The organism is Nonomuraea sp. NPDC050790 (genome assembly GCF_044456745.1).
Taxonomy (GTDB): Bacteria; Actinomycetota; Actinomycetes; order Streptosporangiales; family Streptosporangiaceae; genus Nonomuraea.
Genome location: NZ_JBITGF010000015.1, coordinates 92009 through 111438, shown reverse-complemented (window position 1 = coordinate 111438; position 19430 = coordinate 92009). Strand labels below are relative to the sequence as shown.

Below are 19430 nucleotides of genomic sequence, written 5' to 3'. Positions count from 1 at the left end.
CGGTGACCCGCGCTGTCGGCGGTGGAGACCTCCAGCGCCTGCGACGGCTCAACGCCCTGGCTGTCGTGTCCGCCCTGCGCGAGGCCGGCCCGCTCCCGCTCACCCGGCTCGCGGAGCGTACCGAGCTGGCCAGGGCGACGATCAAGGAAGTGATCCGCGACCTCGTCGCCGTCGGCTGGGTCGCGGAATCGGGTCCGCACACCGGCGGCGGCAAGGGCCGTCCCGCCCGCCACTACCGGTTCCGTGCCGAGAACGGCCGGGTGCTCGGCATCGACATAGGAGCGCACAAGGTCGCCGTCGCCGTGGCCGACCTCGACGGCGAGGTCCAGCACTTCCACCGCGAGCCGGTCACCCCCGAGCACACCAGGCGGGAGCGCCTGGACGCCGTCGACCGCGCCGTCGACGCCTGCCTGGCCGCAACCGGCACCGCGCCCGCCGAGGTCTGGGCCACCACCGCCGGCAGCACCGGCTACGTGGACGGCGAGGGCAACATCGTCGTCTCCCGGGCCATCCGCGACTGGTCCGGCACGCCCCTGGCCGACCACCTGGGCCGCCGCCTGGCCGGCACGGTCGTGGTGGAGAACGACAGCCGCCTCGCCGCCCTGGCCGAGTGCCGCCGCGGCGTCGCCCGCGACGTGCGCGACATCGTCTACCTGCACATCGGACGCCGCGCCGGCGCGGCAGTCGTCCTGGACGGCGTGCCGCTGCGCGGCTCCACGGGCGCGGCCGGCGAGATCGGCGTCCATCCGCTGTTCCACCTGGCCGACTCCACCGACCTGCTGGTCGCGGGAGACTCGGGCCGGGCCCTGTTCGACGCGGCCAGGCGCGGGGACGGCCAGGCGCTCAACGCGGTCCTGCGCTACGTCAAGGTGCTCGCGATGGCCACCGCGGCGATGACGCTCACCGTCGACCCCGAGGTGATCGTGCTCGGCGGCGGGTTCTCGCGCTCGGCCGACGTCCTGATGCCACCGCTCCGCGCCGAGCTGGAGGCGATGTGCCTGCGCACACCGGAGCTGCGCGCCTCGGCTCTCGGGGATGAGTGCGTGGCCCTGGGGGCCGTGTGCCATGCGGTGGAGCACCTGGACCAGCGGTTCTTCAACCCCGAAACCGGACCGTTGGCACCGCTTGGTTAATGGTGATCTCCACCATATTTGGGTCCGGTCCCGATGGAGGATCTCTGTACGCGATACTGTGTATGGTGTTAAGAGTTTCTGGTCGAGAGAGTGCGCCACGAAATCTCTCCCGCCGGAGAAAGGACAACCGATGATCGAAATCGCCCGCGCCACCGACCTGGGCGCGGCTCACCGCCGCGCCGTCGCCGAGATCTTCGTCGACGGTTTCGGCTCCGACTTCGCCTACTTCTCCAAGGATCCGAAGAAGCTCGCCGACGCGCTCCAGCACGCGCTCGTACTCGATGTCTTCCATGTGGCCCTGGCCGACGGCAGGCCCGCGGCGATCACCGCGTGCACCGACGGCAGGCAGCTCTCCTTCCGGCATGACAAACGCGAGCTGCGCCGACATCTCGGCTTCTACAAGGGAACCATCGCCGACATGGCCTTCAAGCGGGAGTTCTACACCCCGCTGCCCTACGCCAAGGACAGGATGGCCAGCCTCGAGTTCGTCGCCACCGGCTCGAAGTACCGGGGCCGGGGCGTGGCCACGGCCCTGCTGAAACACCTGCTCGGCCTGCCGCAGTACGACGAGTACGTGCTGGCCGAGATCTCCGACATCAACACCCCCGCGCTGCGACTGTACGAGAAGCTCGGCTTCCGCGAGTTCACGCGCGAGAAGGTCAACCACACCAAGCGGACCGGAATCAACTACTACATCTCCATGCGCCTGGTCCAAGCCTGACCCGCCCGCGTGGTCAGCCTTCAGGGCTTGGAGTGGCGGCTGCGGTAGGCGGCCGTCTTGGCGCGGGCGGTGCAGGCCGCGCCGCAGTAGCGTCGCGATCCGTTCTTGGTCAGGTCGATGTACACGGCTTCGCACTGGTGTGCCGCGCACTGTCCGAAGCGGCCGGGGCCGTAGCCGTCCACGATGAGGGCCAGCGCCGTGGCGAACTCCCCGCCGAGCGCCTCGACCGCGGTCTCGCCGGAGCCGTGGAAGTGCACGTGGAAGGGCTGGTTCACATCCTCGACCAGGTACGGCTGCGCGCCGTACCTGACGATCATGGCGTTGATGCGGGCGGCCTGGTCCGCCGGGCTCCCGGCCAGCAGCGCGCCACGGAGCTGCGCGGCCAGCGCGGCCAGCCGCTCGCCCGCGTCCGGGGTGGTGCGCACGCCCGTTCCCATGCGGTCGCCGAGCTGGGCGGCGAAGGCGGTCGCCAGTTCCTCGCCCGGCAGCGGGCGCACGGACGATCCGCCCCGCCACCGCGCCGTCGCCAGATTGACCAGCTCGGCGATCAGCGGAGCCTGCCGGGTGACGTTACAGGCTATTTCCACTTGACTAGTAACATCCTCTCCGGGTGTCATGGGCATAGTTCAGTTAGATGGTAACGGAGTCGCCATGCTCGCCCTCTACCGCCGCCTGCTCACCCACCCGGGCGTCCCCCGGCTGCTCGCCGCCGGACTCGTCGTCAAACTGGGCACGCCCGTGCTCAGCCTCGCCCTGCTGCTGGCCGCCATCGACCGGCTCGGCTCGTACACGGTCGCCGGGCTCGTCCTCACCGGTCACGCGCTCGCGCTGGCCGTGTGCGCGCCCCTGGGCGGTCGGCTCGCCGACCGGTACGGCCCGCGCCGCGCCCTGACCGGCTACCTGGTCACCCATGCCCTGTCCTACGGCCTCCTGCTCGTCGCGCCGCCCACCCTGATGATCGCCGCCGCCGTGCTCCTCGGCGCCACCACCCCGCCCGCCGCATCGGTGATCAGGGGCGCGTGGCCCCGGCTCGTCCCCGAGACGGCACTGCCCGCCGCCTACGCCGTCGACAACGCCGTCAACGAGTTGACGTTCATCGCCGGGCCCATGCTCGTGCCCGTCCTGACGCTGGCCGTACCGGCGCAGGGCGTCGTGGCGGGGGCGGGCGCCGCCGTACTGCTCGGCACCGCGCTGCTCCTGACCTCACCCGCGATCCGCGGCGTGGAACCCGCCCCGCCCGGCAGGTTCCGCCTGCTCGGGCCGCTCGCGCACCGGCCCACCCTCGTCCTGCTGACGATCGCCGCCACCGGCACCTTCGCCTTCGGCTGCCTGCGCATCGCGACCGTCGCCTCGGCCGGCGCCTTCGGATCGGCCGCCTCGGCCGGCGTCCTGATGGGCCTGCTGTCGGCCGGCGCACTCCTCGGCACTCTCGGGTACGGCGCGCGGGCCTGGCCGGTCTCCGCCCGGCGCCTCCTGGTCCTGTTCTCGCTCGTCGAGGCCGCGGTCCTGCTCGCCTCGGGCTGGGCACCCGGCTTCGTCACGCTCGCGGCGCTGGCCACGCTCGTCGGGCTGGTGACCGGGCCACGGGACGCGGTCGTGCCCGCGCTGCTCGCCGACCACGCCTCCGCCCACCACCGCACCGAGGTCTTCGCCTGGCTCAACACCTTCATGTGGGCCGGTTACGGACTGGGCACCGCGATCGCCGGCCGGCTCACCGACCAGGGCGACACCGGCACCGCGGCGTTCACCGCGGCCGCCGGCGCCGCCGTGGCGGGAGCGATCCTGGCGGCCGCGGCCGGCCGCTCCGCCCTGCGCGCGAAGGCGCCCGCGATCAAGACTGGCGACTGAGACCAGCGGCATCTCGATGCTGCCGTCGCAGCGTGTGGTCGCGGTCGCGCACCTGTGCGCTTCGGCCGGCGGGGTGGGCGCACGGGGCGACATCGGCAGCTAGCGGCCAGGCCGCACCACCCTTCACGCCCCTTGACCAGCTCACCGCCCGGGATAATCGGGTTCGTGCATGCTCTTCGCCGCCTTGCGGTTCCAGCTCGCATGGATCGCTGGCTCCGGGCCTTCCACCTGCTGTTCTACGCGTTCCTCGCCACCTCCTCCGCCCTTGCCGTACTGGTCGGGGCGGGTGCGCGGCCGGTGACGCTCATGCCGGCCCTCGTGATGGGCGTGTACTACTGGCTGCTCGTCCTGTGCCGCAGCGGTGATCTGGAGCGGCTGCACCCCATGGGCTGGCATTTCCTGGTGCTGCTGGGCCTGTACTTCCTGCTCGTGCGCGGGGAACCGGTCTACGAACTGCTGCAGTTCGGCATGTATCCGCTGGCATGGGTGATGCTGCCCAGGAAATGGGGGTACGCCGGGGCGTTCGGCCTGATCCTGACGTCCTTCCTGGCCAGCGGCCAGTTCGCGAGACTGCCCACGGATCCTCGCGTCCTGACCACGTTCCTCGCCAGCACCCTGCTCCTGCTGATCATGGGCTGGTTCGTCAACCACCTCGTCCAGAAGGGCGAGATGAGCGTCCTTCAGGAACGCGCCCGGCTGGCCAGAGAGATCCACGACACCCTCGCCCAGGGCCTCAGCGGCATCGTGGTCCAACTGGAGGCGGCCGAACAGGCCGTCGACGACCCCGCCGCGACCCGGCATCGCATCACCGTCGCCAAGCGACTGGCCCGCGAACACCTCGACGAGGCCCGCCGTTCGGTCGAAGCCCTCAGGCCCGAACCGCTGTGCCGCGCCACCATCGACGCGGCACTCCCCGACGTGGCGGCCCGCTGGGCCGTGACCAGCGGGGTGCCCACACCCGTCACGGTGCACGGCCACCCCCGCCCGCTGGAGGCCGAGCGGGAGGCCACGTTGCTGCGAGTCGCCCAGGAGGCCCTGGCCAACATAGCCAAGCACGCGCGGGCGAGGCAGGTGAGCATCACGTTGTCCTACACCGACGACGAGGTCATTCTCGACGTGGTCGACGACGGCGACGGCTTCGACACCACCGCCGCCCCCGGTCGTGGATACGGGCTGACCTGCATGCGTGAGCGTGCCGCCTCCGTCGGAGGCGCCCTCACCGTCGAGTCGGCCCGCGCCCAGGGGACGGTCGTGTCCGCGAGCATCCCCTACATGGTGCCGGGGAAGCCGGGGAGTACGAGGTGGAAGGAGCTTTGAGCCTTGTAGGTGGCGAGCTTCCTGGTCGTGCCGGTGTCGGCGTTCACCGTGTAGATCGTGAAGGGAACGTACGGCGGGTCGAGGGTTGACTCCGGCGCCTGGTCGTCGCGGTCTTTGCAGACCGCCGGCGTGGCCACGGCCGTGATCTCGCGGGGGCCGGTCCAACCGCGCAGGTAGACGCGGTTGGCCGCCATGGACAGGCCCCGCACGGGGACCCTGCGGAGGACGTTGCCGGTTTTCGGGTCGAGGTGGATGAGGTCGGGGCCGCTGGTGGGGCATCCGGTGGTGCCCGTGAACACGCTCTCCGCCGCGACCAGGCGGCCGTCGAGTCCGAGGGCGCCGACCAGGTAGGTCCCGGTGACGTTCACCGTGGTGGTGTTGCCTGCCGTGGAGGTCTGCCAGAGGCGGGTGATGGTGCGCAGGCGGGTCTTCGGCGCGTACTCGGCCAAGGTGATGGTGCCGCCGTCGGGGGACAGACCGATGGGGTTCCAGCCGTTGGGCAGCGGCCGGGCGATGCGTTCGCGCATGTCGAACACCATGGCCGGGTCCTTGAGCGGTGGTCGCTTGGTGAAGGCGAGGAAGCGGCCGTCGTCGGACAGCAGCAGATGGGCGATGCTGCCGAGCCAGTCGGTGGGCACCTTCGTCGGCGCGGTGTGCACGGATCCGGAGGCGAGGTCGCGGACCGCGAAGGTGCCGGCCTTGGTGTCGTAGTAGCCGATTTTGCGGCCGTCCCGGCTGATCGCGAGCGGGCTCTGCCGCAGTCCCGATGCGGAGCCGGTCAGGGCCTGCGCCACCCGGTAGGTCGTGCCGTCACGGGTGACCACCCGCCAGCCGCCGTTCACGCATCCCTCCGGCGGCTTGCCGACCTCTGGTCGGCAGAACGTCATGACGGCGTGGCTGAGCGGTCCCACTCCCTTCGCGGGCAGGTCGGTGACGGCTTTCGGGGCGAGGGCCGGGCTGCGTTGCGTGGGCAGCAGCCGTACCGCGGAGGTGACGCCGAGCGCGACGGCGACGACCGCGACCGCCGCGACGATCGAGGTCCTGGTACGCCGCTGCCGCCGCCGGATCCTGATGGTCTGTTCGGTCAGGTCCGCCTGGGGGGCGTTGTGGGCCACGTCGTTCAGGGCGTCTCGCAGCGAGGTCATCGGTGTGCTCCCTTCAGGTCGTCCAGTTCGTCCAGGTCGGCGAACTTCGGCGCCAGCGTCCGTAACCGGGCCAGCGCGTGGTGGGCCTGGCTCTTGACCGTGCCGAGCGAGCAGTTCAGCAGCTTGGCGGTCTCGTGCTCGGTGAGGTCCTCGTAGTAGCGCAGCACGATCACCGCCCGCTGTCTGGGTGGCAGTTGCGCGAGCGCGCGCAGCATGACGAGCCGCACGATGGTGGAATCCTCCGCGCTGTACGACCGGTCCGGCGGCACGGCGCTGGGCAGTTCGGTCACCCTGGCCAGTCGCCGCCGCCAGGAGATGTACTGGTTGACCATCGCCTTGCGGGCGTACGCGGACGGGCTGGTGAGCTTGGGCCAGCGGCCGAGCATCTTCAGAAGCACGCTCTGCAGCAGGTCCTCGGCGAGGTGGGGATCTCCCGTGAGCAGGTAGGCCGTGCGCATCAGCGACTGCTGATGGACGGCCATGAACTCGCGGAAGCTGTCATTGGGGTCCAAGATGACTCCTCTCGCCCATTACCGACGCCGGCGATCGGCAGAAGGTTGGGTCGCTCCGCCCCTCACGGAGTACGCCCCTGCGGCATTGGCAGGTGGGCTGCCAACGCCGCCGCCCGGCTCTCCCGCCTCGGCACAGTGGAAGACGAACAGCGGTGATCACCGGCAGCCCTGGCCGGCTCGCGGGTGATCACCTGTCTCGAACGTTGCGCTCTGTCCCCTCCACAGAAACGGATGTCTCCACGCAATGATCAAATGGCAATCCGCGATCGTCGCGTCCCTGCTGGCCGTACCCCTGACCGCCGTTCCGGCGGTCGCGTCAGCGGCCTCCGCCGACGGCGCCCGCGACACCGTCGAGCGGCGTCGGTTCGATCTCCAAGCGCACCGCGGTGGGATGGGGCTGGTGGTGGAGAACACCCTGGACGCCTTCGCCAACGCGCTGCGCGTCGGGGTTTCCACGCTCGAACTGGACATCCAGATCACCGAGGACGGCAAGGCGGTCGTCACCCACGACCGCCACCAGACAGGCCGGGCATGTGTGGACACCGGCCCCGCCGTCCCCGGCGACCCGGAGTATCCCTATGTCGGTAAGTTCGTTCACACGCTGTCCCTGGCGCAGATCAAGACACTGGACTGCGGTTCCAAGACGCAGCCCGACTTCCCCGGTCAGCGGCCCGCGCCCGGGGCCAGGATGCCGCTGCTGAGCGAGGTGTTCGACCTGGTCAAGAGCTTCGACGCCGACCGCGTCAAGCTGAACGTCGAGACTAAGGTCGAGGCCGGCGCGCCCAGTCAGACCGCGCCGCGCGAACAGTTCGTCCAGGCCGTCGTCAAGGAGGTCAGACGGGCACGCATCCTGGACCAGGTCACGATCCAGAGCTTCGACTGGGGAGCGCTGATGCGCATGCGCCAGGTCGAGCCGCGCCTGCCGCTGGTCGCATTGGACAACTACCACTTCCTCCAGATCGGCCAGCCGGGGGCCTCGCCGTGGCTGGGCGGCATCGACATCGACGACTTCGGCGGCGACCCGCTCAAGGCCATCGCCTCGTTCGGCGCCACGTCGTTCTCGCCGGTGCACGGCTACCCCGAGGACGGCACGGCCGACGACCCCGACTACCAGCCGTACGTCACCCGGAGCATGGTCGAGCGAGCACGCAGGCTCGGCATCAAGGTCATCCCCTGGTCGGTCAACGACCTGGCCACCATGAACAAGCTCATGGACGACGGCGTCCACGGGCTGATCACCGACTACCCGGACCGGCTGCGCGCGCTGATGGCGTCGCGTGGATTCGCGCTCCCGCGTCAGTACGACGGCCCCGCCCTCGGCTAACCGGCCCTGAACCCCGCGCCTTGGGCGAGCCGGCCGGTGCCGGCTCGCCCTGGTCCGAGGGCTAGAGCCAGCCCCGATCCTTGGCGGCCAGGACCGCCTGGACCCGGTTGGTCGCGTTGAGGCTTTCGAGCAGCGCCGCCACGTGCCGGCGGTACGTGCGCAGACCCATGCCGAGTTGGCGGGCGGCGACGTCGTCCTTGGTGGCGGTGGTCATCACCCGCAGGATGCGCATCTGGTCTTCGCAGAGCGCGGGTGGGCGGGCCGCGCCGAGGTCGGTGGCGTGGGTCCACACCCGTTCGAACAGATCCGCCAGCGTGGCCACCGCCCCCGGCTGCTGGATCATGAGGGCACCGGCGGCGCTGGCGTTCGGCACCGCCGGCACGAAGCCCACCCGACGGTCGATGATGATCATCTGTTGCACCGTCTCGTCGGTGACCCGGTGCCGGTCCCCGGCCTCGTGCAACTTCTGGCAGTACTCGGCGGCCACCGCATCCTCAAGAAGGGCTCGCGGCACGATGGTGCGCCAGCTCGCCCCGTTCTCCAGCCGCTGGATGAATCGCGGCAGCCGGTCACGGGGTACGCGCCGCCGTACCGGATGGACCGCGAGAACCTCGGCGGCCCGCGACGACAACGACCAGAGCAGTTCGTTGATCCGGCTCACATCGTCGATGCGCTCGATGCCATCGCCGGTGTCGCCGAAGCGCAGCTCGGGTGCGCTGTCCATCGGAGAGCTCACGTGCGGCCGTGGGTGAACGTCAACGGGGTTCCTCCTGCCTGCGTCCGCGTGGGGTGGGCAGCCGACAATCGGCAGCTCAGAAGCTACGCCCGCACGAGCCGGATGAGTCTTCCCTGAACGCACACCTTCTCGATGACGCGTGCAGACCCGGCCGGGCCGGCGGGCACATCCTGAGGACCGGGCCGGGACGGCCGACGATCCCGACACGCATGAGCCGACCCTCGCGCTGGCCCTGCACACGTTGTGTGTGGCCGAGGTGAACCTGGGCCGGCACGCGTATGCGCTGCTGAGCTACGCCGAGATCGTCAGTGCCACCGGCGCCGCGTAGGAGGCGGTCGCGCTCTACGAGTAAAAGGTGATGGTGAGCGTGCTTTGCGGCTCGCCGCGTACACGGGGGACCTGCGGGTCGTCTACGAGCAGTTGGCGGCAGGCGCCGATGTGAACGCCGCCGACGAGCGCGGCTGGACGGCGATACGACGACTGCGTCGCCATCGCGCGCATGCTGATCGACGCGGGCATCGACGTCGAGCGGAAAACCTCCCACGGCCAGACCCCGTTGTCGCACGCGGCCTCGCGAGGCACCACGGAGATCATCGAACATTGCGGCTTCACCCCGCTGCACGAAGCGGCGGAGCTCGCCGCGGGCGCGGTCATGCCTTCGGGCCGAGCCCGATGGCGGGCAGGATCGCCTGGTCGACGATGTCGCACAGGTCCGCGTCGCTCGGCGCGGACCCGGTGTCGATCAGGCGTTTGGTGACGAGGGCCTCACCGATGTCGGTCACCACGGGAGTGAGCAGTTCGGCGGGGAAGTGGCCTCGGTCGGCGTAATGCCGCAGCACGGTACGGGTGAACGTGCCGCCCTTGTCGGCGAAGACGCGTTCGAACAACGCCTGCGACATCAGCGCGGCGCCCTTCGGATCGGTGAGGATCGCGGCGACCGCGCGGCCCGCCGGGCTGAGCGACCAGTCGACCATGAGACGCAGGGCGCGGACAAGGTCGCCGCGCAGGTCGTCCGCGCCGGGAGCCGGTTCCTCGACGGGATGCTGGTGGTAGAGCGCGTCGAGGAGAACCTCGATCGGGTCCGACCAGCGCCGGTACAGGGTCGTGCGGGGCGTGGCCGCCCGCCGTGCGATGCCGTCCATGCTCAGCCGGCCGGCGCCGACCTCCACCACCTCCTCCATCGCGGCGTCGTGAATGGCCTTGATCAGTTCTTGGCCGCGTCGGCGCGGCCTGGCGCTGTGATCGCTCATCGCCGTCCCTTGCATAGCTACACGTCTGTAGCTTACTTTGTCCGTTAGCTACAGACGTGTATCTAATTCTGAGGAAGCTGAGGCCATGTCCATCACCTCTCCAGCCCCCACGGACGGGGCGACTCCCGTCGTCCACCGCGCGCTGGCGCCCGATCTGGCGCGCGGGCTGATGTTGCTGCTCATCGCGCTGGCGCATGCGCACATGTACCTGTCCGGCCACGAAACGGGCTTCCGCAGCTACGCCCTCGACGGGGGCCCGCTCGACCGGCTCGTCGCCGGTGTCCAGATCCTCCTGGTGGACGGACGGGCGCTGCCCATGTTCGCCGCGCTGTTCGGCTACGGCCTGGTCCAACTGGCCAACCGGCAACTGGCCGCCGGCAAGAGCTGGCCCCAGGCACGCAAGGTGCTGCGCCGCCGTAGCCTGTGGCTGCTGGCGTTCGGCTTCTGCCATGCGCTGCTGCTGTTCTTCGGTGACATCCTCGGGGCGTACGGGCTGGTCGGGCTCGCCCTGGTGGGGTTCATCCGGCGCGAGGACCGGCTCGTGATGCGGGCCGCGGTCGTCGGGCTCGTGCTGCACGTGGTGGTGATGTCCGCCTACGGCCTGCTCACCGTCTCGGCGCCGAAGGGTGACACGCCCGCCGCCCTGGCGGATCCGATCGGGGCGATCGTGATGCGCCTCATCGGGTGGTTCGCGATGACGCCCACGTACTTCGCCGCCGGCGTGATCCCGGCCTTCCTGTTCGGGATCTGGGCCGCCCGGCGCCGCGTGCTGGAGGACCCGCTCGCGCATCAGGCCGTTCTCTCCCGGACCGCCGTCGTGGGCACCGGGCTGGCGCTCGCCGGTGGGCTTCCGCTGACGTTGATCGACACCCGGCTCTGGGCGCCGTCGGACCTGGTTTCGGTGTCGGCGTACGCGCTGCACAGCGTGACGGGCATCGCCGGCGGGCTCGCGTACGCGGCGATCATCGGACTTCTCGCCGGACGGATGCGGCGCACGAATCCGGGGCCGGTCGTCCGAGCCCTCGCCGCCTGCGGTCAGTGGTCTCTGACCTGCTATCTCCTTCAGTCAGTGATCTTCGTGGCGGTGTTCGCGCCGTACGTGGGCGGGCTCGGCACACGCGTCGGCGACGCCGCGGCGTCCGGCGTCGCCGTGATCGCCTGGCTGGCCACCGTGGTCCTCGCCGCCCTGCTGGCGCCCGGTGGGCGAAGAGGCCCGGCCGAGGCGGCGTTGCGGCGGCTCACGTACGGTCGCCCCACTCCGTAACAGGCGTGCACTTCGGAATGGCAACATGCTGCCATTCTCCTTGCGCCTTTCGACGGGAGGCGATGCTTCTCTTGAAAACCAAGGTGAAGGCCATGTTCGCCACCCGGAAAGGTGTTTATTCCAGCGAGTTGCGCGCGGGTGAATTCGTTAATTACCTTCTGCCGCATGGAAAGGAGCGTTCCGCTGCAGACGATGCCGCCTTTGGTGCCGCGCATGCTCATCCGGGCCGGTGGGCTGGCCGGGTTGGATCAGACGGCGGTGGCCGGCATTCCCGGCCTTTCGTTGTCCGGGCACGACGGGATCCGGCTCCCGACCTCGTCGACGGTACGCGTCTGGGAGGAATGGTCGTCGCCGATCCGGGAGTGGGGCGGCGGGGCGCAGGTCCTGCGAGCGTGGCGCCTTGGCGCGTTCGGTGTGTGGGACTACCTGTTCGTCGCCGCCGAGACGCTCGCCCACGCCTTCGAGGCCGGAGGCCGCCACGCCGCCGCGATCAGCGACCCCGGCGACGGGCTGGAACCGGTCTGGGGCGAGGACGGCCTGACCGTCGGCTACCGCAGCGTCTCGGCCGAGCATCCGGAGTTCCCGCTCATCGCGGAGTTCGCGCTCGCGCTCCTGGTGGCGGAGGCGAGCGCGGGCGCGGGCAGGCGCGTGGTGCCGCTGCGGGTGTGCCTGCCGTCCTCGACGCCGCGCCGGCACGGCCACCTGGTGGAAGCGTTCGGCACACCGGACATCGACTTCCGGGCGGAGCTGCCGTCGATCACCTTCTCCACCGCGGATGTCAGCCGCCGCCTGCCCCGCGCCGACCCCGTGCTCGCGGCCATCCTGAGCGAGTACGCGAACGCCCAGGTCGCCGCCTCCCGCCCGATGATGTGCTGGCTGGATCGGCTGCGCGCGGAAGTGGACGCCGCCTTCGCCGAGGGCGGGCCGGATCTGGCCCGGACGGCGCATCGGCTGGGCATGAGCCCGCGTACCCTGCAGCGGCGGCTGAAGGGGGAGAGCACCAGTTGGCGGGACCTGGTGGAGCAGCGGCGGCACCAGAGGGCCGAGCTGCTGCTGCGGCAGCGGTCGTTGACCATGGAGTCGATCGCCGCCCGCGTCGGCTACACCGACGCCCGCACCCTCCGCCGCGCCCTGCACCGCTGGTACGGCCGCGGCGTCGTACCCAAGCCGTGAGACCCCCGATTCCGGGTGCTCTTTTGTGAAGAGGTCAGCTCGCCTGTGGCCGGGTGGCCTTGCCGTCCAGCCACAACGTGTCGGATTCGTCGCGATGCGAGCCCGAGGTGCCGACATGCTTCGCGTCGATCTGCGGTCCCTTCTTGATCACGTGTACCAAGGCCATGGCATGGCCGCGTCCAAGGTCATATTCCTCTTTCAGCCAGGTGATGATCGTGCCCGCCTTGACCGTCGGGTCATCGAAACTGCGCGCCTTCGCCAGGGAGATGAATTCGCGCGGAGTGAGTCCCGTCTTGTCTTCAATGGTGTCGAGGTACGCCTGAAATGACATTGCCACTCCTTGATTGGTGCTGTGCGGTCGTCAACCCGGTGTGGCGCCCGTTCATTCCATGGCGCTACCTGGGCCGGGCTTCAAGCGCCTGCCGGCGGAAGTCTTTCGGGCTGCTTCCATAGGCGGCGCGAAACGATCGGCCGAAGGCCGTGGCGCTGGGAAATCCCCATCGCGCCGCGATCAGGTGCACCGGCGTCACGGTGCAGCGAGCCAGGTCCTGGGCGCAGCGTTCCAGCCGCCGGCGCCTGATGGAGGCCGCCACGCTCTCACCCCGCCGCGCGAACAACGCGTGCAACCACCGGAGCGAGATGTGGTGGCGGGCCGCGATGGTCGACGGGGTCAGGTCGTGCGCGCCGAGGTTGTGGTCGATGAAGGTGTCGATACGGCGGAGCAGTTCTTGCTGACGCGTCATGACCGGAAGGCGGTGGCAGGCGTCCACCTGGCCGGCCAGCAGGACGGAAACCCAGTCGACCACCGTCGCGCGCAGGTGCTCCACCTCGTACGGCGAGCATTCGGCGGCCGGAAGCGCGAGCGTGTCCAGGAAGCGGGCCAGGAAGAACCCGATTCCCCGGTCCAGCGCGATGGGCCGGCCGAGCAAGGCGCCGACTCTGTCGGCCGGCAGGGGAATCGCCTCACGCGGCAGGCGGACGAGGGTCTGCGTGACCCCGCCGAGGGGAGTGGTCGACGTGAAAGGGGAGGACGTGTCGAACAGAAAGGCGTGCCCGGCTCGCGCCTCCGCGTGGTGCCGCTTCAACGACAGGCTCATGGAGCCGTGGCTCACCATCACCAGAGCCAACTGCTCCGGGTCGTCCCGTCTGATCATGGCCGGTGTACGCCACGCCCGATGCGCCCCGGTGGACCACCTCAGCACCTGCACGTCGTCCAGCACGATGCGGGAAAGCTCGGCTCGGAACGCCGCCCGGTCCTCGATCGCCAGCCTCACCGGCCAGGAGTCCAGGGCGGCCGCCTCGTGAAACCAGGCGACCGCGTGACTGCCTGAGATCGTGGTCGATTCATCGCCCATGTGGCCCCCCAGCCTTGGTGCGGCTATCGCCTGAACAGTCTCCGCAGATCGGCAGGCTCGGGGAATCCCCCTTTCGAAGGGCTTGCGTCAGAGCCGGTGCTCGCCCGCCAGGCTGTCGGCCTCCTCGATGTGGTCGGTGAGGCCGAGCGACTCCCAGCGCTGCAGGGCGATCGGGACATTGCCCTCCAGCCAGAGCCGGTCGTGGAAGGCGCCGAGATCGAACGTCGCGCCCTGCTGCCGATGGGCGGTCGCCAGGAGGTCGTGGACCTGCAGCTTGCCGATCTGGTAACTCAGTCCCTGACCCGGGTTGCCCGCGAAGAAGACCGCCTCTTCCCAGGCCGTGGCGCTGTCCATGGGCACGGACGTGGCCAGCACGTCGGCCGCCTGTTCCAGGGTGAGGTCGCCCAGCGCGAGCGCGATGTCCACCTCCACCCGCAGGGCCCGCAGCCGCATGGCGTTGGCCACGAAGACGGCGCTGTGCGGGGCCTGGTCGAACAACCCTGCCTGCAGCATGAGTTCCTCGTGGTAGAAGGCGATGCCCTCGTTGGCCGCCGAGTCGTAGTAGCGGCGCCGTACGGGATTGGGATGCCGCCACGACAACGCCATCTGCTGGGCGTGCACACCCTCGTGCGCGAGCTGGACGCGCGGATCGCGGGCGGCGGCCAGCTCGAAGTAGGGCAGATCGGGACGCGGCGGCTCGACGTACCTGATCGCGTCGGCGTCGGGCCGCGATTCGACGCCGATCTCGTGCGCCACGCCGAGCCACGTCAGCGGCGCCAGGTAGGCGGGCATTTCGGCGAACAGGTAGCGGCGCAGGGTGGCGGGCTGGCTCAGCAGTCCCGACTCCGTGTAGAAGGCGCGCAACCCCAGTTCGTCGGCCGCCGCCGTCTCGACCAGGGCCGCGACATCGGCGGGAAGAGCGGGAGCGGGCACGTCGCGGTGACGGTGACGGAGCGTCGTCTCCATCGCGACGGCTCGGTGCCATTCCTGCCGTCCCAGCGCGCGCATGTCCTGTGCCCTGTACGGCAGGAGCGCCACCCGGTGCAGGAAGAACGCCAGCCCCTCGGCGCCGACGGCGGCCTGGCCGGCGAACGCCGGGAGACCCTCGCGCAGCCAGGCGGCGAAGTCGTCCAGCGCGCGCACCGCCGCTTCGGTCCTGTCCGCGAGCCGCTCTCCGCCGGGCAGGAGGGGAGCCAGCGCGGACATCGCGGTGCGCAGGGATTCCCCCGCGTCGCCGAGCAGCGTGATCGCCGACTGGGCGAACGGCGCCGCCGCGTGGCCCGTCAGGTTCTCGCGGCCCTGGGCCAGCACCGACGGGACCTCGCCCAGCAGCCTGACGATCGTGTCCGCGCGGTCGGCGGTGAAGGGCGGCGGGGGCAGGAGCAGGTTGTAGACGCCCACGAGCGCCTGGTCGACGTAGAAGCAGGGATTGCGCTGCCATGACCGCAGCACGTCCAGCTCCCAGGTGACCCGGGCCAGCGCCGTACCCAGGAGTCTGGCGTCGATCCTGACCGCGACGGGCTCGCCGCTGAGGTCGAGCGCGCGCAACTCCGCGTCGTAGGCCCGCCAGGCGTCCCGCCTGGCGGCCACCGCGGACACCGACCAGTCCGGCGTCCAGGCGGGCGGACGCTCGACTCGCGGGATGTCGTCGGGCGTGTCCGGAGCCGCGGCGACCCGCCACCGCCAGAAGCGCTCCGCCAGATCTTCGAGTGCTCTTGCCGCCTCTGCCATCAGGCACCGACTCCCGGACTCACGTGAAAATGGCCTCTCCGAATCGAGGTTATCGGGCGGTTGGCGGGACTCCTCGGCAATTTTCCCGCCTTCAGGCGAGAAACCGGCGTCAGTGCCGTTCGCGCAGGTTCTCCGCGAGGATCCCGGCCGCGCGGCCCGTGGTGGCGGGGCCGGTGCTCCGCAGGCTGTGGTGGACGACCGTGACCACGACGTTCGCCAGGCGAAAGGCGAACTGCGAGCGGTACGGCCCGGCCGCCCCCACCGTCGAGTACTGGGTGAACATGTAGGAGGCGTCCCCGACCTTCGGCAGGGTGCGCAGCTTGGTGCCCGGTGTGCGCTTGGGCTCGTCCTTCATCGACTGGACCATCTGCGCGTGGTGGTCGCGGGCGAAGGCCAGCTTCGGGTAGCGATAGGTGGACACGCCCAGGTACGTGCCGTCCGGGCGTTGCCAGGCGCAGGAGCCGGTGTTCACGAACTGGCGCTTGGTCCCGGGCCCGATCAGGTCGCGGACCTCCTTGGCGCTGAGCAGTTCGCAGGGTTTGACCTCGCGGGTGAACAGCTTCGGGGATGGGGCCGAGGTCACCTTGCCCGCCGTACCCGCGGTGCCCGGCGGGCTGGTGGACGGGCCGTCGGTCGCGGTGGTGCCTGGAGGGTTCCGCGTCACGATCACCACCGCGGCCGCACCCGCCAGCACCACCGCCAGCCCCGCGCCCAGGACAATGGGTTTGGTACGGCTCCGCGGACGGACCCGGCGACCGGCCCTCGCGCCCCCGGTCACCGCATCAGGCATCCCGGTCCCGGGCCTTTCGGCTCCAGGTGGCCCCGCGCCGAGGGCGGTGGCGCCTTGGGCGAGGGTGGTCAGCCAGGTCGCGGCCTGTTCGGGTGGGCAGCGGCGGGCAGGGTCCTTCTCCAGGAGCGCGGCCAGCACCGGGGCGAGCGGCCCGGCCCTGCGCGCGAGCGGCGGCTCCTGCATGAGCACCGCCGCCATGGACGCGGCCGGGTTCTGGCGGGCGAACGGCGCCGTCCCCTCCACCGCGGCGAAGAGCGTGGCGCCCAGCGACCATAGGTCGGCGAGCGGGCCGTCGGCCTCGCCGCGCAGCCGCTCGGGCGCGATGTAGCCGGGCGAGCCGGTCAGCAGCCCGGTCTGGGTGAGCACGGCGTCACCGGCGACGCTGGCGATGCCGAAGTCGGTCAGCAGCACCCGCCCGTCGTCGGTCAGCATGACGTTGGCGGGCTTGACGTCCCGGTGCAGGATGCCCGAGGCGTGCGCGGCGCCGAGCGCCTCCAGCACGCGGGCGCCGATCGCGGCGACCTGGCGGGGCGGCAGCGGCCCCTGCTCGGCCACCACCCGGTCCAGCGAACGCCCGCGCACCAGCTCCATGACGATCCACGGCCGCCCGCCGTCCAGGACGACGTCGTGCACGGTGACGATCCCGGGGTGCGAACGCAGCCGTGCCGCCGCCCGCGCCTCGCGCAGCGTGCGTTCGGCCAGCCCGGTACGCTCGGCCGCGTCGAGGTCGGGCGGCAGCCGTACCTCCTTGACGGCGACCTCCTGGCGCAGCAGTTCGTCGAGCGCCAGCCAGACGATGCCCATGCCGCCCTGACCGAGCCTGGACAGCAGCCTGTAGCGGCCCGCCAGAAGCCCCGCTGATTCCGCCCCCGGCATGCTCGTCTCCCATCACCATGGAAAGTCCCGATATTAGGGACAAAGCGGGTGGAGCCGGGGAGTTTCGCTGATCCACGGGTTTCTTGTGGTTGCGCATCGGCCGGGTGAGCCGCGCCGTAACCAGCGAATTCCTTTTGTGAACGGCACCGCCGTACCCCGCCATGCCAGGGCAACAACCGGGCGGCGGTGTGCAACGTACGGCCGTACCGGCTCATCCCGCCACGGTCGTAGCGTGCGGTCCGTGCGGCGGCCGCTGGTGGCGTCGCCTCCGCGAACTCGAAGGACTCCGCCGATGAAACGCCTGTCACCCGCCCTGGCACTGTTCCTGCTCGCCCCGCTCATCGGCGAGTACCTGCTGGGCAACATCCCCCTGGACATCTGGGCGCTGGCCGCGTTCCCGCCGACGGCCCTGCTGTACGGCTGCGGCGCCGTGCTCGTCCGCGAGGTGGTCGCGCGGGCGGGCGGCGGCTGGGGGATGACGCTGCTGCTGGCCATCACCTACGGGGTCATCGAGGAGGCCCTGGTCACCCAGTCCCTCTTCAACCCGAACTACCTGGGGCTGGGCCTGGGGACATACGGCGAAGTTCCCGGACTCGGCATCAGCGTGCCGTGGTCGGTATACGTGCTGTCCATCCACTCCGTCTGGAGCATCTTCACCCCGATCGTGCTGGTCGAGACCCTCTACTCCGACCGGCGCGGCCCGTGGTTGCGGACGCGTGGCCTGATCTTCAACACGCTCGGGTACCTCGTGGGCGCCGGCATCCTGTTCTTCGCCATGTACTCCAACCCGGACAACGACGCCTTCCTGCTGTCGGCCGGGCAGCTCGTCGGCACCGTCGTGGTGGTGGCCGCCCTGATCGCCTTCGCGTTCGCCACGCGCGGGCGGCGCCGTACCGCGGAGACCGGACGCGAGGCGTGGCCGCCGGCGGCGCTGGGCGCATTCGCACTGGCCGCCGGGAGCGCGTTGTTCCTCCTGTTCGAGTTCGGCCCCGACCTGAAGACGATCTCCGAACCGGTCACCCTGGCCCTGCTGGCGGTGCTGGCGACCATGGTGCTCGCCGTCCTGCTCGTGAACACCCGCGCCGACGACTGGTCGCACCGCCACGTGTACGGCCTGGCCGCCGGCGCCGTCCTCGCCTACTGCTGGATCGGCTTCATGATCCAGATCACGCAGTACGGTTTCCACCTCGTCCCGACCGCCATCCAGATCCTCCTGGCGGCAGGCGCGATCTGCCTGGTCGTCGTCGCGGCACGGCGAAGCCGGACTATCGAATGACCTTCTCCGCCCCGCCGTCGACGATGTAGTCGACGCCGGTGATGTAGCCGGCCGCCGGTGAGCCGAGAAAGACGATCAGGTTGGCGATCTCCTGCGGAGTACCCCAGCGGCCCAGCGTCACGTTGGCCACGGCAGGCAGGTCGGTGAGGAACTTCTCGCTGTCGGCCTGCCCGCGGGCCGCGCTCAGCCGCGGGCCGTACTCCTCCCACAAAGGCGTCTTGATCAGCCCCGGGGAAACGGTGTTGACCCGGATCCCCCGAGGGCCGAGTTCGTCCGCGAGCCCCTTGCCGAAGTGGCTCAGGGCGGCCTTGGAACTGCCGTACCAGTTCGGCCCCGAGGTCGGCCATCGAGCGACGCCGGTCGAGACGTTGACGACGGCATGGCGCAGGAGGGGCTGAAGCGCTCGGGTGACGCGCACCGTGGCGTAGAAGTTGAGCTCGAAAGCCCTGAACCAGGTCTCGTCCTCGGTGTCGGCCAGCCCGGCGACCGGGAGCCCCGCCAGGCCGCCCACCCCGTTGACCAGCAGATCCACGCCGCCAAGTTCGGACTCGGCGGCCCGCCGCAGCTCCTCAACCCCCTGAGGAGTGGTCAGGTCGGCCTCCACGGTGGCGGCGCCGGTCTCCTTCAGCGCGGATGTCACGGTTTGGTCCGCGCCGAGAACCCGCGCGCCCTCGGCCACCAACGTCCGGACCACGGCGCCGGCGATACCCCCGCTCGCGGCGGTCACGACGGCGGTCTTTCCAGCCAGTTGCAGATTCATCTTCGTCCTTCCAGGAGCTTCAACGCTGTGTGGCGTCTCGCTTCCGAACGATAGGAAGGACCGGCGGCCCCGAAGGAGGGCCGAACCCGACACGAGCAGGACCGAACACGACACCGTAAAGCTGATTCACGGTTCGCCCCATGTGGCCTAATTCTCAAGACCCTGCTCTCAGAGAGTTCTTCACCGGCAGGCGGAGGAGCAGGCCGTTCCAGAGGTCGA

21 protein-coding genes are annotated in these 19430 nt (G+C 70.5%); 10 read left to right on the top strand and 11 right to left on the bottom strand.

All coding sequences use genetic code 11. The annotated features are described in order from the left end of the window. Positions 1 to 2: 2 nt before the first annotated feature. Together ACIBEJ_RS47815 and ACIBEJ_RS47810 are read left to right on the top strand one after the other, a co-directional pair. On the top strand, positions 3 to 1133 hold the full coding sequence (locus ACIBEJ_RS47815; RefSeq protein WP_397189673.1) for an ROK family protein: 1131 nt from the start codon (positions 3 to 5) through the stop codon (positions 1131 to 1133). A gap of 130 nt (positions 1134 to 1263) precedes the next feature. Then, positions 1264 to 1854, top strand: coding sequence for a GNAT family N-acetyltransferase (locus ACIBEJ_RS47810; RefSeq protein WP_397189672.1), 591 nt, complete (start codon positions 1264 to 1266; stop codon positions 1852 to 1854). A gap of 20 nt (positions 1855 to 1874) precedes the next feature. Here the strand turns inward: ACIBEJ_RS47810 and ACIBEJ_RS47805 are convergent, their stop codons facing one another. Continuing rightward, positions 1875 to 2441, bottom strand: coding sequence for a CGNR zinc finger domain-containing protein (locus tag ACIBEJ_RS47805; protein WP_397189671.1), 567 nt, complete (start codon positions 2439 to 2441; stop codon positions 1875 to 1877). Between the two features lie 64 nt (positions 2442 to 2505). Between ACIBEJ_RS47805 and ACIBEJ_RS47800 the strand changes: the two genes are divergently transcribed. Beyond that, on the top strand, positions 2506 to 3702 hold the full coding sequence (locus tag ACIBEJ_RS47800; RefSeq protein WP_397189670.1) for an MFS transporter: 1197 nt from the start codon (positions 2506 to 2508) through the stop codon (positions 3700 to 3702). A gap of 201 nt (positions 3703 to 3903) precedes the next feature. Beyond that, positions 3904 to 5019 carry a sensor histidine kinase gene (locus ACIBEJ_RS47795; RefSeq protein ID WP_397189669.1) on the top strand — a complete coding sequence of 372 codons (1116 nt, stop codon included), beginning with the start codon at positions 3904 to 3906 and terminating at the stop codon, positions 5017 to 5019. Here ACIBEJ_RS47795 and ACIBEJ_RS47790 read toward each other — a convergent pair. Further along, the gene (locus ACIBEJ_RS47790; RefSeq protein WP_397189668.1) at positions 4971 to 6164 is read right to left on the bottom strand and encodes a hypothetical protein; all 1194 of its coding nucleotides are present in this window, start codon (positions 6162 to 6164) and stop codon (positions 4971 to 4973) included. The two genes, ACIBEJ_RS47795 and ACIBEJ_RS47790, sit on opposite strands and share 49 nt — an antisense overlap. After that, entirely contained in the window at positions 6161 to 6676 is a 516-nt protein-coding gene (locus ACIBEJ_RS47785) for a SigE family RNA polymerase sigma factor (RefSeq protein WP_397189667.1), read from the bottom strand. Before ACIBEJ_RS47785 ends, ACIBEJ_RS47790 begins: the two co-directional genes overlap by 4 nt. A 244-nt stretch (positions 6677 to 6920) precedes the next feature. On the opposite strand from ACIBEJ_RS47785, the gene ACIBEJ_RS47780 reads away from it, so the two are divergent. Next, entirely contained in the window at positions 6921 to 8000 is a 1080-nt protein-coding gene (locus ACIBEJ_RS47780; RefSeq protein WP_397189666.1) for a glycerophosphodiester phosphodiesterase family protein, read from the top strand. A gap of 61 nt (positions 8001 to 8061) precedes the next feature. Here ACIBEJ_RS47780 and ACIBEJ_RS47775 read toward each other — a convergent pair whose 3' ends face one another. Next, positions 8062 to 8724, bottom strand: a complete 663-nt coding sequence (locus tag ACIBEJ_RS47775) for a hypothetical protein (protein ID WP_397189665.1) — start codon at positions 8722 to 8724, stop codon at positions 8062 to 8064. Between the two features lie 151 nt (positions 8725 to 8875). Here ACIBEJ_RS47775 and ACIBEJ_RS47770 point away from each other — a divergent pair, with 151 nt between their 5' ends. Continuing rightward, positions 8876 to 9064, top strand: coding sequence for a hypothetical protein (locus tag ACIBEJ_RS47770; protein WP_397189664.1), 189 nt, complete (start codon positions 8876 to 8878; stop codon positions 9062 to 9064). A gap of 14 nt (positions 9065 to 9078) precedes the next feature. On the opposite strand, the gene ACIBEJ_RS47765 is transcribed toward ACIBEJ_RS47770, so the two are convergent. After that, positions 9079 to 9330 (bottom strand): hypothetical protein, encoded by a 252-nt coding sequence (locus ACIBEJ_RS47765; protein WP_397189768.1) that lies wholly within the window; start codon positions 9328 to 9330, stop codon positions 9079 to 9081. Here ACIBEJ_RS47765 and ACIBEJ_RS47760 point away from each other — a divergent pair. Next, complete coding sequence (locus ACIBEJ_RS47760; protein WP_397189663.1) at positions 9236 to 9493, top strand: hypothetical protein; 258 nt, start codon at positions 9236 to 9238, stop codon at positions 9491 to 9493. The two genes, ACIBEJ_RS47765 and ACIBEJ_RS47760, sit on opposite strands and share 95 nt — an antisense overlap. Here the strand turns inward: ACIBEJ_RS47760 and ACIBEJ_RS47755 are convergent. Then, a complete protein-coding gene (locus ACIBEJ_RS47755; RefSeq protein ID WP_397189662.1) occupies positions 9387 to 9986 on the bottom strand; it encodes a TetR/AcrR family transcriptional regulator in 600 nt (199 codons plus the stop codon). The genes ACIBEJ_RS47760 and ACIBEJ_RS47755 overlap by 107 nt on opposite strands. 85 nt (positions 9987 to 10071) lie before the next feature. On the opposite strand from ACIBEJ_RS47755, the gene ACIBEJ_RS47750 reads away from it, so the two are divergent. Beyond that, on the top strand, positions 10072 to 11250 hold the full coding sequence (locus tag ACIBEJ_RS47750) for a DUF418 domain-containing protein (protein ID WP_397189661.1): 1179 nt from the start codon (positions 10072 to 10074) through the stop codon (positions 11248 to 11250). 165 nt (positions 11251 to 11415) lie between these two features. Next, entirely contained in the window at positions 11416 to 12423 is a 1008-nt protein-coding gene (locus tag ACIBEJ_RS47745; protein WP_397189660.1) for an AraC family transcriptional regulator ligand-binding domain-containing protein, read from the top strand. 34 nt (positions 12424 to 12457) lie between these two features. On the opposite strand, the gene ACIBEJ_RS47740 is transcribed toward ACIBEJ_RS47745, so the two are convergent. The 4 genes from ACIBEJ_RS47740 to ACIBEJ_RS47725 form a co-directional block, all read right to left on the bottom strand. Continuing rightward, on the bottom strand, positions 12458 to 12754 hold the full coding sequence (locus ACIBEJ_RS47740) for a DUF4287 domain-containing protein (protein WP_397189659.1): 297 nt from the start codon (positions 12752 to 12754) through the stop codon (positions 12458 to 12460). 64 nt (positions 12755 to 12818) lie between these two features. Further along, positions 12819 to 13778, bottom strand: a complete 960-nt coding sequence (locus ACIBEJ_RS47735; protein WP_397189658.1) for a helix-turn-helix domain-containing protein — start codon at positions 13776 to 13778, stop codon at positions 12819 to 12821. A gap of 87 nt (positions 13779 to 13865) precedes the next feature. Next, complete coding sequence (locus tag ACIBEJ_RS47730; protein WP_397189657.1) at positions 13866 to 15509, bottom strand: DUF885 family protein; 1644 nt, start codon at positions 15507 to 15509, stop codon at positions 13866 to 13868. Between the two features lie 109 nt (positions 15510 to 15618). Then, positions 15619 to 17175: a protein kinase gene (locus ACIBEJ_RS47725; protein WP_397189656.1), complete on the bottom strand. Its 1557-nt coding sequence runs from the start codon at positions 17173 to 17175 to the stop codon at positions 15619 to 15621. Between the two features lie 292 nt (positions 17176 to 17467). Between ACIBEJ_RS47725 and ACIBEJ_RS47720 the strand changes: the two genes are divergently transcribed. Beyond that, the gene (locus tag ACIBEJ_RS47720) at positions 17468 to 18451 is read left to right on the top strand and encodes a hypothetical protein (RefSeq protein ID WP_397189655.1); all 984 of its coding nucleotides are present in this window, start codon (positions 17468 to 17470) and stop codon (positions 18449 to 18451) included. Here the strand turns inward: ACIBEJ_RS47720 and ACIBEJ_RS47715 are convergent. Then, positions 18441 to 19211: an SDR family NAD(P)-dependent oxidoreductase gene (locus ACIBEJ_RS47715; protein ID WP_397189654.1), complete on the bottom strand. Its 771-nt coding sequence runs from the start codon at positions 19209 to 19211 to the stop codon at positions 18441 to 18443. The two genes, ACIBEJ_RS47720 and ACIBEJ_RS47715, sit on opposite strands and share 11 nt — an antisense overlap. Between the last annotated feature and the right edge of the window lie 219 nt (positions 19212 to 19430).